This window comes from Mycolicibacterium gilvum (assembly GCF_900454025.1).
Classification (GTDB): domain Bacteria; phylum Actinomycetota; class Actinomycetes; order Mycobacteriales; family Mycobacteriaceae; genus Mycobacterium; species Mycobacterium gilvum.
In genome coordinates this window covers 3,978,976-3,991,332 of sequence record NZ_UGQM01000001.1, presented here as the reverse complement: position 1 = coordinate 3,991,332, position 12,357 = coordinate 3,978,976, and the positions used below count along the sequence as shown (strand labels likewise).

Annotated in this window: 12 protein-coding genes; 9 read left to right on the top strand and 3 right to left on the bottom strand. The window is 68.3% G+C overall.

Annotated elements, in window-relative coordinates:
* The first annotated feature begins 48 nt into the window (after positions 1-48).
* The 3 genes from lepA (at position 49) to DYE23_RS18550 (ending at position 3,499) form a co-directional block, all read left to right on the top strand.
* Positions 49-1,953, top strand: coding sequence for a translation elongation factor 4 (lepA, locus tag DYE23_RS18560; RefSeq protein ID WP_011893553.1), 1,905 nt, complete (start codon positions 49-51; stop codon positions 1,951-1,953).
* Between the two features lie 100 nt (positions 1,954-2,053).
* A complete protein-coding gene (locus tag DYE23_RS18555; RefSeq protein ID WP_115329025.1) occupies positions 2,054-2,761 on the top strand; it encodes a sensor domain-containing protein in 708 nt (235 codons plus the stop codon).
* Positions 2,762-2,785: 24 nt separating this feature from the next.
* Positions 2,786-3,499 carry a sensor domain-containing protein gene (locus tag DYE23_RS18550; protein WP_115329024.1) on the top strand — a complete coding sequence of 238 codons (714 nt, stop codon included), beginning with the start codon at positions 2,786-2,788 and terminating at the stop codon, positions 3,497-3,499.
* 10 nt (positions 3,500-3,509) lie between these two features.
* On the opposite strand, the gene DYE23_RS18545 is transcribed toward DYE23_RS18550, so the two are convergent.
* Entirely contained in the window at positions 3,510-5,528 is a 2,019-nt protein-coding gene (locus DYE23_RS18545) for a glycoside hydrolase family 15 protein (protein ID WP_011893556.1), read from the bottom strand.
* 86 nt (positions 5,529-5,614) lie between these two features.
* On the opposite strand from DYE23_RS18545, the gene DYE23_RS18540 reads away from it, so the two are divergent.
* The 6 genes from DYE23_RS18540 to DYE23_RS18520 all read left to right on the top strand — a co-directional run bounded on the left by DYE23_RS18540 (position 5,615) and on the right by DYE23_RS18520 (position 9,909).
* Positions 5,615-5,821: a hypothetical protein gene (locus DYE23_RS18540; RefSeq protein ID WP_011893557.1), complete on the top strand. Its 207-nt coding sequence runs from the start codon at positions 5,615-5,617 to the stop codon at positions 5,819-5,821.
* A 130-nt stretch (positions 5,822-5,951) separates the two neighbouring features.
* Entirely contained in the window at positions 5,952-6,044 is a 93-nt protein-coding gene (locus DYE23_RS31955; RefSeq protein WP_353961809.1) for an Ms4533A family Cys-rich leader peptide, read from the top strand.
* A gap of 122 nt (positions 6,045-6,166) precedes the next feature.
* Positions 6,167-7,204 carry a sulfate ABC transporter substrate-binding protein gene (locus DYE23_RS18535; protein WP_013471358.1) on the top strand — a complete coding sequence of 346 codons (1,038 nt, stop codon included), beginning with the start codon at positions 6,167-6,169 and terminating at the stop codon, positions 7,202-7,204.
* On the top strand, positions 7,201-8,031 hold the full coding sequence (cysT, locus tag DYE23_RS18530; protein ID WP_013471359.1) for a sulfate ABC transporter permease subunit CysT: 831 nt from the start codon (positions 7,201-7,203) through the stop codon (positions 8,029-8,031). Before DYE23_RS18535 ends, cysT begins: the two co-directional genes overlap by 4 nt.
* A 10-nt stretch (positions 8,032-8,041) precedes the next feature.
* On the top strand, positions 8,042-8,860 hold the full coding sequence (gene cysW / locus DYE23_RS18525; RefSeq protein ID WP_013471360.1) for a sulfate ABC transporter permease subunit CysW: 819 nt from the start codon (positions 8,042-8,044) through the stop codon (positions 8,858-8,860).
* Between the two features lie 14 nt (positions 8,861-8,874).
* On the top strand, positions 8,875-9,909 hold the full coding sequence (locus DYE23_RS18520; RefSeq protein WP_013471361.1) for a sulfate/molybdate ABC transporter ATP-binding protein: 1,035 nt from the start codon (positions 8,875-8,877) through the stop codon (positions 9,907-9,909).
* 18 nt (positions 9,910-9,927) lie between these two features.
* Here the strand turns inward: DYE23_RS18520 and DYE23_RS18515 are convergent, their stop codons facing one another.
* Both DYE23_RS18515 and DYE23_RS18510 read right to left on the bottom strand, forming a co-directional pair.
* On the bottom strand, positions 9,928-10,926 hold the full coding sequence (locus DYE23_RS18515; RefSeq protein WP_011893562.1) for a hemolysin family protein: 999 nt from the start codon (positions 10,924-10,926) through the stop codon (positions 9,928-9,930).
* Positions 10,919-12,286 carry a hemolysin family protein gene (locus DYE23_RS18510; protein ID WP_115327863.1) on the bottom strand — a complete coding sequence of 456 codons (1,368 nt, stop codon included), beginning with the start codon at positions 12,284-12,286 and terminating at the stop codon, positions 10,919-10,921. The genes DYE23_RS18515 and DYE23_RS18510 overlap by 8 nt, the downstream gene beginning before the upstream one ends.
* Positions 12,287-12,357 lie beyond the last annotated feature (71 nt).

Genomic DNA, 12,357 nt, shown 5'->3' with positions numbered 1-12,357 from the left:
AGGGGCTGCGTCGCCGGCGCGAACGAGGCTCGATTGGGCTGCGGGCCGATGCGCTCGATACTCTGGACTGGCCTGCTCAGGCCGACAGACCCCGCTCACCAGGAGATTCCCATCGCCAGCTTCGCCGACAAGACGTTCACTGCGCCGGCGCAGATCAGGAACTTCTGCATCATCGCCCACATCGACCACGGCAAGTCCACCCTGGCCGATCGGATGCTGCAGCTCACCGGTGTGGTCGCGGACAGGGACATGCGGGCGCAGTACCTGGACCGGATGGACATCGAGCGGGAACGCGGCATCACGATCAAGGCGCAGAACGTGCGCCTGCCGTGGGTCGTCAACGGCGAAGAGTTCGTCCTGCATCTGATCGACACCCCTGGCCACGTCGATTTCACCTACGAGGTGTCGCGCGCGCTGGAGGCCTGCGAGGGTGCGGTGCTGCTGGTCGACGCCGCCCAGGGCATCGAGGCGCAGACCCTGGCGAACCTGTACCTGGCGCTGGATCGCGACCTGACAATCATCCCGGTGCTCAACAAGATCGACCTGCCCGCCGCCGACCCCGACCGCTACGCCGGTGAGATCGCGCACATCATCGGCTGCGAACCGGAGGATGTGCTGCGGGTGTCGGGCAAGACCGGCGCCGGCGTCGGCGACCTGCTCGACCACGTCGTCCGGGAGATCCCGCCGCCGCAGGGCGACCCGGACGCTCCGGCGCGCGCGATGATCTTCGACTCGGTGTACGACATCTACCGCGGAGTCGTCACCTATGTGCGCGTCGTCGACGGCAGGATCACCCCGCGTGAGCGCATCGCGATGATGTCGACCGGCGCGACGCACGAACTCCTCGAAGTGGGCATCGTCTCGCCGGACCCCAAGCCGTCGGTCGGTCTCGGTGTCGGCGAGGTCGGCTACCTGATCACCGGCGTGAAGGACGTGCGTCAGTCCAAGGTCGGCGACACGGTGACGACGGCACGCAAGGGCGCCACCGAGGCGCTGACCGGCTACCGCGAGCCCAAGCCGATGGTCTATTCCGGCCTGTATCCCGTCGACGGCTCGGACTACCCGGTGCTGCGCGAGGCGCTCGACAAACTGCAGCTGAACGACGCGGCACTGACTTACGAGCCGGAGACGTCGGTCGCGCTCGGGTTCGGATTCCGCTGCGGCTTCCTGGGCTTGCTGCACATGGAGATCACGCGCGAGCGGCTCGAACGCGAGTTCAACCTCGACCTGATCTCGACCGCGCCCAACGTCGTCTACCGCGTCATCAAAGAGGACAACAGCGAGCTCACGGTCACCAACCCGTCGGACTGGCCCGAGGGCAAGGTCCGGTCGGTGTTCGAGCCGGTCGTCAAGACGACGGTGATCGCGCCGAGTGAGTTCATCGGGACGATCATGGAGCTGTGCCAGTCGCGCCGTGGCGAGCTCGGCGGCATGGACTACCTGTCGCCCGAGCGGGTCGAGTTGCGCTACACGATGCCGCTGGGCGAGATCATCTTCGACTTCTTCGACTCGCTGAAGTCCCGCACCCGCGGCTACGCGAGCCTCGACTACGAGGAGGCGGGCGAGCAGGAGGCCGACCTGGTCAAGGTCGACATCCTGCTGCAGGGCGAAGCCGTCGACGCGTTCAGCGCCATCGTCCACAAGGACGGTGCCGCGGCGTACGGCAACAAGATGACGACCAAGCTGAAGGAACTGATCCCACGCCAGCAGTTCGAGGTGCCCGTGCAGGCCGCGATCGGCTCGAGAATCATTGCGCGAGAGAACATCCGGGCGATCCGCAAGGACGTGCTGTCGAAGTGCTACGGCGGTGACATCACTCGTAAGCGCAAGCTGCTGGAGAAGCAGAAGGAAGGCAAGAAGCGGATGAAGACGATCGGCCGGGTCGAGGTGCCGCAGGAGGCCTTCGTCGCGGCACTGTCGACCGAGTCCGCCGCGGACAAGCCGAAGAAGTAGACGCCCGCACGACACTGAGGGTTCTCTGAACCGGCTCGCGCGGCGGCGCGCGGCGTGCTACTCAAGTGTGGTGTCGAGACGGGCCGGTGTGGGAGGTGCGGTGTGCCTCGCCGTGACCCTGTCGGGCTGCGCGGGTGCCCCGGTCGATGATCGCCCCGTCGTGCGGATCGTCGAGGCCGCCCAGCCGTCCGTGGCGATCCCGCTCGGCCCGTTCCTGCCCACCGCCGCCGAACTGTCCGCGACGCTGGGAACGGGGCCGAACGCGTTGATGGCGCCGCCGGTCGAAGGGGACTCCGACGTGTTGCTGAGCGGCGTCGCCGACGCCCACGCGACCCCCGCGCACTGCGTCAGCGCCGCCTACCGGCTCCAGGAGATCGTCTACGACGACAGCCCGGTGCGTTCGGTGGCGAGCAGTACGTGGGCGGGTGGCGCGTTCGACGGACCGCCGGTGTCAGGCTTCTTCGGGGTCGTGCAGATGGCGAGCCCCGCTGCCGCCCAGGAGTTCTTCGCCGCCACCACCGAGCAGTGGCGTCACTGCAACAGCCAGACGGTCGCCCTGCAGTCGCCGGAACGGGGAGTCGGTGAGCTGAGCCGGATCACCGACGTCACCTTCGACGAGCGCGTCGTCTCTGCGAGCGTGCTGCACACCTCGGCGGGCACGGCGTCGCCGACCGCCATGCGGGCGCTCGGCCTGGCAGGGGACTGCATCGTGGAGGTGGAACTGACCGATCCGCGCGCCGAGGGCCCGCCGCGCGGGGCGGTCGCGGTCGCCGACGTCATCCTCGACAAGATCGCCGCGTCGCGCTGAGCTCTGCGTCCCGCCGTGGACGTCATGCACAATGGCTCGGTGAGATCGCGCGTCGACCGTCGCCGGGCCTGGGTGCTTGCCGCGATGACGGCGCTCATGCTGCCGATGACCGCCTGTGTGGAGACCGTCGACGGCACTGCTCTGCGCGGCCACGGCGCCGGGCTGACCGACGTCGCGCCGCTCGACGAATCCCGGCTCGACTCCGTGCTGGTGGGCATCGACGAGATCAACAGCATCATGGGCGCCACCGGGATGGAAGTCACGGGCGAGCTCGACGAGATGAGCGACCACTCCGCCGACGTCTCGGATCCGGACTGCCTCGGTGCGGTCTACGGTGCGGAGGCCCCGGTGTACGAGGGCACCGACTGGACGGCTGTGCGAGACCAGGTCGCGCGCGAACCGGGCGCGGGCAACGACCACTGGGTCGAGCAGGCGGTGGTGCTGTATCCGGAGGAGCGCAACGCCCGGGACTTCCTCGAGTCCTCGCAGGCCGTCTGGCGGGACTGCGCGAACAACGCTCTCGGCGTCGGTGACTACCTCTGGGAACTCGGTGCTGTCGAGGCCGCCGACCTGATGCTCACCCAGGTGACGACGCAGGAGGGGGCCGACGGGTGGTCGTGCCAGCACGCCTTGTCACTGGTGTCCAACGTGACCGTCGAGGCGTGGGCGTGCGGCTATGACATCACCGACGAAGCGGCCCGGATCGCCGACGCGATGATCAGGAACGCCGCCGGGTAGCGGCGCGCGGTCACACCGGCGCGTTGGCCGGCTGGAACACCCCGGAGCTGTCGGCCTCCTCCTCGGCCCGGATCACGTGGACCACGGCGTTGATCAACGCCAGGTGGGTGAACGCCTGCGGGAAGTTGCCCAGATGCCGGCCGGTGCGCGGTTCGATCTCTTCGGCGTAGAGATGCAGCGGGCTGGCGAACGACAGCAGACGTTCGCACAGATGCCGGGCGCGGTGGATCTCGCCGATCTCGACCAGTGCCGACACGAGCCAGAACGAGCAGATCGTGAAGGTGCCCTCCTCGCCGGAGAGCCCGTCGTCGGTCTCCTCGACGCGGTAGCGCAACACGAGGCCTTCTTCGGTGAGTTCGTCGGCGATCGCGTTGACCGTCGCGCGGATCCGCGGATCGTCGGGCGGCAGGAACCGCGTCAGCACCGCCAGCAGCAGCGACGCGTCCAGCGCCGGGTCGCCGTAGCGCTGGGTCAGCACGCCGCGCTCGTCGACCCCGTGTTCGAGGATGTCGGCCTTGATCTCGTCGGCGATCTCACGCCACTGGTGGGCGTAGGTCTTCTCGCCTTCGAGGTCGGCCAGCTTGGATCCGCGGTCGAGCGCGACCCAGCACATGATCTTGCTGGACGTGAAGTGCTGCGGTTCGCCGCGGACCTCCCAGATGCCGCGGTCGGGTTCGCGCCAGTGTTTGATGGCCTCCTCGACCTGCTCCTTGAGCACCGGCCACAGGGTTTCGGGGATCTGCTCGCGGGACTTGGTGTGCAGGTACACCGAGTCGAGCATGGTGCCCCAGATGTCGTGCTGCATCTGGTCGAAGGCGCCGTTACCGATGCGGACCGGACGCGAGTTGTCGTAGCCCGACAGGTGGTTGAGCTCCTCTTCGACGAGCGTGCGCTCCCCGCCGACGCCGTACATCACCTGCAACGGGTGGCGCTGGCCGTTGTTGGCGCCGGACACGTCGGCGATGAACGCGAAGAAGTCGTCGGCCTCGCGGTCCAGGCCCAGCGTGTAGAGACCCCACAGCGCGAATGTCGAATCGCGCACCCACGCATAGCGGTAGTCCCAATTGCGTTCGCCCTGAGGGGTTTCCGGCAGGGACGTGGTCGGCGCCGCCAGCAGTGCGCCGGTGGGCGAGTACGTCAGTCCCTTCAGCGTCAGCGCGCTGCGCTGCAGGTAGGCCCGCCACGGATGGTCCGGGAAATCACCGACGTTGATCCACTGCCGCCAGCATTCGCTGGTCTTCCACATCTTGTCGGTGGCCTCTTCGAAGTTCTGCGGCGCGGGATGCTTGGACCAGCTCAGCGCGACGAAGACGTTGTCACCCTCCTTGAGCCGGGTACGCGCGCGGGCCTCGCGACCTTCCAGACCGATCCGCAGGTTCGTCGTCAACCTCAGCGTCGGATGCGAGTCGGGGTTCTTCGTGGCGCGTGCGATCGCCTCACCGTAGGCCTGCGCGGAGTACTCCCAGTGCGCGCTGGTGCGGTGGTAGTCGAAGGACGGTTCGCAGCTCATCACGAGCTCGACGGTGCCGCTGACACAGCGCACGGTCCGCAGCAGGATGTGCTCGGCATCCCAGTCCATCGGGGTGCGGCGGTGGGTACGCGAGCGGGTCTCCAGGTCGTGCCAGGGGCCCATCACCAACGCGTCGCGCACGATGACCCACCCGGTGTGGGTTTGCCACGTCGTCTCCAGGATCAGGCTGCCCGGGAGGTAGCGGCGCGCGGCGGGCACCGAGACCCCGTACGGGCCGAGACGGAAATGGCCGGCGCCGCGGTCCAGGATGGCGCCGAACACGCTCGGTGAGTCGGGACGCGGCACGCACAGCCACTCCACCGACCCGGCCGACGAGATCAGGCACTGCGTCTCGCAGTCGGACAGGAACGCGTAGTCGGCGATCGGCGGGAAAGGGTTCCGCAGCGGGCCGGGGCTGTAGTTCGGCGTCGCTGACGGCAGATCCAGCGCGGAGGGCTGGCTCGACGACTCGCCGTTGGTCGACAACGCGTCGGAGGCTTCGGACTGCTGCAAGGCCATTTGCTCATCATCGACTGTCCGACACCTCGGCGTCTACCGGAACGGCCCCGTGTGTTGCCGGGTGCGGCGGCGCATAGTCTGGCTTCGTGGACGGCTTCCTCAACTGGTGGGATTCAGTGGAGCTGTGGCTGTCCGGACTGCCGTTCATCGCGCAGACGCTGGTGGTGATGCCGGTGGTGCTGGCCCTGGCGTTCGGCACGGCTGTGCTGCTCGACCTGCTGCTGGGCAGCAGCATCCGGATTCTGCACCGGATCCGGCACACCCCAGAAGACGCCGAGAGGGGCGAGACATGACCGGGATGCCGCGTTCGCGGGTGACGTTGGCGCTGGTCGCGTTGCTCGTCCTCGTCATCGTGATGTGGTTGCTCACGCGCTGACGCGTTCTGAGCCGGGACGTCGGTGGACATCTGTTATTCTTCGCGCCATGCATCCGGCGTCCGGCAACAAGGGTGGTCACATCGTGGCCCTCATTGCCGTGGGTTTTGCTGCCGTTGCTGATGTCTGTTGTTGTCGCTGACACCCTGCCCGCTCGTGGCTCGGCGTCGGTGACGCCTGGGGCGCTCCGCCTCAGGACTCCACCTGCCTTTCTGCGACCGGGTCACCCCGCAAGAATCCGTCACCCCTGTCGAGAGGCCCCCGATGCTGAACCCCGTGCGAAACCTCCTGAAATCGCCGCCGCGCCGGCGTACCGCCGCGGCGCTCGCGGTCACGACGACCCTGCTCGCCGCGTGCGGTGGCGGTGCCAGCGACGTGGCGGGTGACAGTGGTGGCAGCGGCAGCGCGGAGACGACGCTGACCCTGGTCGCGTTCGCGGTGCCCGAGCCGGGCTGGTCGAAGGCTGCGCCCGCGTTCTCGGCCACGGAGGAGGGTGAGGGTGTGGAGGTCACCGCGTCCTACGGCGCCTCCGGTGACCAGTCGCGCAGCGTCGAGTCGGGCAAGCCGGCCGACGTCGTCAACTTCTCGGTCGAGCCCGACATCACCCGCCTGGTCAAGGCCGGAAAGGTCGACGAGAACTGGAACGCCGGGCCCAACAAGGGCATCGCGTTCGGTTCGATCGTCACGTTCGCGGTGCGCCCCGGAAACCCGAAGAACATCCGCACCTGGGACGATCTGCTGCAGCCCGGCATCGAGGTCATCACGCCGAGCCCGCTGAGTTCGGGCGCCGCCAAATGGAACCTGTTGGCGCCGTACGCCTATGCCAGCAACGGTGGGCAGAACCCCGAGGCCGGCATCGAGTTCGTCAACAAGCTCGTCACCGAGCACGTGAAGCTGCGTCCCGGCTCGGGCCGTGAGGCCACCGACGTGTTCCGGCAGGGCAGTGGCGATGTGCTGCTCGCCTACGAGAACGAGGCGCTGAACTTCGACCTCGAGCACGTCAATCCCGCGCAGACCTTCAAGATCGAGAACCCGACCGCGGTGGTCAACACCAGCCGGCACCTGGACAAGGCGCAGGCCTTCGTCGACTTCCAGTTCACCCCGGAAGGTCAGAAGCTGTGGGCCGAGGCCGGATTCCGGCCGGTGGACCCGGCCGTGCAGGCCGAGTTCGCCGACAAGTTCCCGGCGCCCGAGAAGTTGTGGACCATCGACGACCTGGGTGGCTGGAAGAACGTCGACACCCAGCTGTTCGACAAGGACAACGGGACCATCACCAAGATCTACAAGCAGGCCACTGGATGACCTCTCCGGTGGCCGCTCCGAATCCGGCGCTCTCACGCCGGCCGGGTGGCGCCTCGCTGCAGGTGGGCGTCGCGGTGATGTGGCTGTCGGTGATCGTGCTGCTGCCGCTGGCGGCGATCGTGTGGATCGCCGCCAAAGGCGGCTGGGACGCGTTCGTGTCGGCGGTGACCTCGCCGTCGGCCATCGCGTCCTTCAAGGTCACGTTGACGATCTCGATCATCGTGACGCTGGTGAACCTGGTGTTCGGCCTGCTGATCGCGTGGGTGCTGGTGCGCGACGAGTTCCCCGGCAAGCGGATCCTCGACGCGATCATCGACCTGCCGTTCGCGCTGCCCACGATCGTGGCCAGCTTGGTGCTGCTCGCGCTCTACGGACCGTCCAGCCCGGTGGGGATCCACATCCAGCACACCGCGTGGGGCGTCGGGGTCGCGTTGGCGTTCGTGACGCTGCCGTTCGTCGTCCGCGCCGTGCAGCCGGTGCTGCTGGAACTCGACAGGGAGGTCGAGGAGGCGGCCGCGTCGCTCGGCGCCAACAACGCGACGATCTTCTTCTCGGTGATCCTGCCGGCGCTGGCGCCGTCACTGCTCTCGGGTGCCGGCCTCGCGTTCTCCAGGGCCATCGGCGAATTCGGATCGATCGTGTTGATCGGCGGCGCGATCCCGGGGGAGACCGAGGTGTCCTCGCAGTGGATCAGGACGCTCATCGAGAACGACGACCCGGCCGGTGCGGCCGCTATTTCGATTGTGCTGCTGATGATCTCGTTCGCCGTGCTGTTCGTGCTGCGGTACTTCGGGGCCAGGGCGGCCAAGCGGGAGGCGACAGCGTGATGAGCGCGAAATGATCCTGTCGCTGCGCACCCGGCTGATCCTGCGGATCGTCGCGCTCTTCTATGTGATCGCGCTGCTCATCGTCCCTCTGGGCGCGATCCTGTGGCAGACGTTCGCTCCGGGGCTGGGCGCCTTCTGGGCATCCATCACCACGCCGGCGGCCCAGTCCGCGCTGTCGTTGTCGCTTCTCGTCGTCGCCATCGTCGTGCCGCTCAACGTGGTGTTCGGTGTGTCCACGGCGCTGGTGCTGGCGCGCAGGCGGTTCCGCGGCAAGAACGCCCTGCAGGCCGCGATCGACCTCCCGTTCGCGGTGTCACCGGTGGTGGTCGGTGTGGCGCTGATCGCGCTGTGGGGGACCGCCGGGCTGTTCGGCTTCGTGCAGAACGACTTCGGGGTGACGGTCATCTTCGGGTTCCCGGGCATCGTGCTGGCCAGCATCTTCGTGACGTTGCCGTTCGTGATCCGCGAAGTCGAACCGGTGCTGCACGAGATCGGCACCGACCAGGAGGAGGCGTCGGCGACCCTGGGGGCCAACGCGTGGCAGACGTTCTGGCGCGTGACCCTGCCGTCGATCCGGTGGGGCCTGACCTACGGTGTGGTGCTCACCGTCGCGCGCACACTCGGAGAGTTCGGCGCCGTGCTCGTGGTGTCGTCGAACCTGCCGGGGCAGTCCCAGACCATGACGCTGCTGGTGCACGACCGCTACACCCGTGGAGACGACTACGGCGCCTACACCATCTCGACCGTGCTGATGGCCGTGGCGGTGACGGTGCTCATCGCCCAGATCGTGTTCGACGCCCAGCGCACACGCACCCGGACCGACGATTGAGCAGGGGAGAGCCCATGTCTGCCACGAGCGAACTGGCCATCGAGGTCAAGGGCGCCAACAAGCGTTTCGGCGACTTCGCGGCGCTGGACGACGTCGACTTCACGGTGCCCAAGGGTTCTCTGACGTCGCTGCTCGGTCCGAGTGGATCGGGGAAGTCGACGCTGCTGCGCGCGATCGCGGGGCTCGACGATCCCGACACCGGCACCGTGATCATCAACGGCCGCGACGTGACGAACGTGCCGCCGCAGCGGCGGGGCATCGGGTTCGTGTTCCAGCACTATGCGGCGTTCAAGCACCTGACGGTGCGCGACAACGTCGCGTTCGGCCTCAAGATCCGCAAGAAGCCCAGGGCCGAGATCAAGGAGAAGGTCGACAACCTGCTGGAGGTCGTGGGTCTGGCGGGCTTCCAGGGCCGCTACCCCAACCAGCTCTCCGGCGGGCAGCGCCAGCGGATGGCGCTGGCGCGCGCGCTGGCCGTCGATCCGGAGGTGCTGCTGCTCGACGAGCCGTTCGGCGCCCTCGACGCGAAGGTCCGCGAAGACCTGCGGGCGTGGCTGCGGCGTCTGCACGAAGAGGTGCACGTGACGACGGTGCTCGTCACCCACGACCAGTCCGAGGCGCTCGACATCTCCGACCGGATCGCCGTGCTGAACAAGGGCCGCATCGAACAGGTCGGGTCGCCCAGCGAGGTGTACGACGCGCCGGCGAACGCGTTCGTGATGTCGTTCCTCGGCGCGGTGTCCTCGCTCAACGGAGTTCTGGTGCGCCCGCACGACATCCGCGTCGGCCGGAACCCCGATATGGCGATCGCGACGACCGACAACTCGATCCAGTCGACCGGCGTCACCCGCGCGGTCATCGAGCGCATCGTGATGCTCGGTTTCGAGGTCCGGGTGGAACTGCTCAACGCCGCGACGCACACGCCGTTCACCGCGCAGATCACCCGGGGCGACGCCGAGGCGCTGGGTCTCAGGGAGGGCGACACCGTCTACGTGCGCGCGACGAGGGTGCCTTCGCTGCCGACCGACGATCCGGTCGCCGTCCCGTGAGTGTCACCGCGTCCTGAGTCAGGCCGCCTCGGTCGGAAGCAGGCGGTACATCAGGTCGGTCAGGGTCAGCAGGCCCGGGCCCGAGGGGCCGTCCACCACGACCAGGTGAGTGCGGGTCTGCCGCATGAGCTGCAGCGCCTCGTAGACCGGGGTGCTGTCGGGCATCGTCAACACCGGCCGCATCAACTCGCGCGCGGTCGCGTCGCCGGTCAGGCAGTCGCGGACGTGCACCACACCCACGGTCGCGCCGCCGTCACGAACCAGCAGGCGCAGATGCCCCGTCGCCCTGGCCGTCTCCTGAATCTGCGCGGGCGTCGCGTCGACGGGGACGTCGCTGTAGCGGGCGTCGTGGCGTGCCACCTGACCGACGGTGAGCGCTTCGAGTTCCAGCGCGCTGGCCAGGTTGGCGTGATAGCGCTCGTCGAGTGTGCCGACCGTGGCCGAATGCTCGACCAGCTGGCGCAGCGCGTCGGGATCCTGGCTGTCGGCCAGCTCGTCGACGGGTGTGACCCCGACGCGGCGCAGGCACCAGTTCGCGGCGCGATTCAGCGCGCGCAGCATCGGGCGGGTCAGGAACATGAAGCCCCGCATCGGCAGTGCCAGCAGCGTGGCCGACCGTTCCGGATGGGCGATCGCCCACGACTTGGGCGCCATCTCGCCGATCACCAGATGCAGGAACGTCACGATCAGCAGGGCCAGTACGAAGCCGCCGACGTCGGCCACCCATCCCGGTGCGCCGAGATCGCCGATCGCCGGTGTGATCGCGTGGTGCACAGCGGGTTTGGTGATCGCGCCGAGGAGCAGCGTGCAGGCGGTGATACCGAGCTGGGCGCCGGCGAGCAGCAGCGAGAGCTCACCCGCGCTGCGCAGCGCCGCCCGCGCGGCCGCGCTGGTGGCGGCCGCGTCCTCGAGCCTGTTGCGCCGCGCGGCGATCAGCGCGAACTCCACCGCGACGAAGAACGCGCTCAACCCGATGAGACCTGCGGTGATCCCGGCGATCACCCACGGGCTACTCATCGCCATCCTCCTCGTCGATACGTTCGGTCACGAAAACCGTTGCCGGAACCCGCCGCTCGATCGAACGGACCTCGACCACCAGTCGTCGGATCGGCGGCGTGCCCTCGTTGACCAGGTCGGCGGGGTCTCCGGGGAGGTCGATGACGACCTCGTCGCCCACTGCGGGCAACCCGACGGCATGCGCGATCACCATCCCGGCGACGGTCTCGTAGTCACCGGGCGGCAGGGTCAGGTCGAGGGTGCGCTCGGCCTCGTCGAGCGGGAGGTCGCCGGCGAGCAGCCAGCCGTCCCCGTCGGCGACGACGTCGGCCTCGGTGTCGGTGTCGTGCTCGTCGTCGATCTCGCCGACCAGTTCCTCGGCGAGGTCCTCGATGGTGACGATGCCGGCGAAACCGCCGTATTCGTCGATGACGACCGCCATCTCGTCGTCGCCGCGCTCGAGTTCGCGGACCACGTTGGGCAGCGGCAAGGTCTCCGGCACGATCACCGCCGGCCGGCAGCGGTCACCGGCGAGGTCGGCGGTGCGGGTGTCGCCGAGCAGGTCGTGCAGATGGATGACACCGACGACGTCGTCGGGATGGGATCCGGTGACCGGGTAGCGGGTGTGGCCGCTGGCCATCCGGCTCAGAACCGCGGCCACCGGCTCGTCGGCGGGGATCGCGTCGACCCGGGATCGCGGGATCATCGCGTGTTCGGCTGTGCTGGTGGGGAAGTCGAGAATCCTGTCGAGCAGCGCCGACAGCTCGCGCGGGATCTCGCCGGCCTCGCGGGAGGCCGCGACGATGTGCTCGAGGTCGCGCGGGGTGGCCGAGTGCTCGACGTCGTGGACCGGCTCGATGCGCAGCGCGCGCAGAAGCAGATTCGACGACTGGTCGAACAGCCAGATGAGCCATCCGAAGAGCTTCAGGTACACCGTGGTGGACCTCGCCAGCCACCGGGCGAGCGGTTCGGGCCGGGCGATCGCGAGGTTCTTCGGGAACAGCTCGCCGAACAGCATCTGCACGATCGTCGAGAATCCGATGGCGACGACACCGCCGATGCCGATGGCCACCGCGGTGGGTATGCCGGTGCCCCCGAGGAGGGTTTCGAGCCCCTGCCCGATCAACGGTTCGGCGACGTAACCGACGAGCAGCCCGGTCACGGTGATCCCGAGCTGGGCGCCCGAGAGCATGAACGACGTGCGGCGGGTGACGGTCAGCGCGCGAGCGGCCGCGGCGTCACCGGCTTCGGCGCGGGCCTTGAGCCGGGAGCGGTCCACGGCCATGTAGGCGAATTCCTGCGCGACGAAATAACCGGTCAGGGCGGTGATGAGGAGTACGACGACAAAGCCGGCGAGAATCCCGAGAAGGGCGGTCAGCATGCGACCGCCCCGGGTCTATGAGGTTGCATCAAGTCCTAGCTCGTGAGGTGCGTTTGCGACCAATCTACCGA

Bases quoted from the DNA above. Each gene is read 5' to 3' on its own strand.
- DYE23_RS18535 (WP_013471358.1), top strand. From the start codon at position 6,167: ATGCTGAACCCCGTGCGAAACCTCCTGAAATCGCCGCCGCGCCGGCGT.
- DYE23_RS18545 (WP_011893556.1), bottom strand. From the start codon at position 5,528: ATGGCCTTGCAGCAGTCCGAAGCCTCCGACGCGTTGTCGACCAACGGC.
- DYE23_RS18510 (WP_115327863.1), bottom strand. From the start codon at position 12,286: ATGCTGACCGCCCTTCTCGGGATTCTCGCCGGCTTTGTCGTCGTACTC.
- DYE23_RS18550 (WP_115329024.1), top strand. From the start codon at position 2,786: ATGCACAATGGCTCGGTGAGATCGCGCGTCGACCGTCGCCGGGCCTGG.
- cysW (WP_013471360.1), top strand. From the start codon at position 8,042: ATGATCCTGTCGCTGCGCACCCGGCTGATCCTGCGGATCGTCGCGCTC.
- cysT (WP_013471359.1), top strand. From the start codon at position 7,201: ATGACCTCTCCGGTGGCCGCTCCGAATCCGGCGCTCTCACGCCGGCCG.
- DYE23_RS18515 (WP_011893562.1), bottom strand. From the start codon at position 10,926: ATGAGTAGCCCGTGGGTGATCGCCGGGATCACCGCAGGTCTCATCGGG.
- lepA (WP_011893553.1), top strand. From the start codon at position 49: ATGCGCTCGATACTCTGGACTGGCCTGCTCAGGCCGACAGACCCCGCT.
- DYE23_RS18520 (WP_013471361.1), top strand. From the start codon at position 8,875: ATGTCTGCCACGAGCGAACTGGCCATCGAGGTCAAGGGCGCCAACAAG.
- DYE23_RS31955 (WP_353961809.1), top strand. From the start codon at position 5,952: ATGCATCCGGCGTCCGGCAACAAGGGTGGTCACATCGTGGCCCTCATT.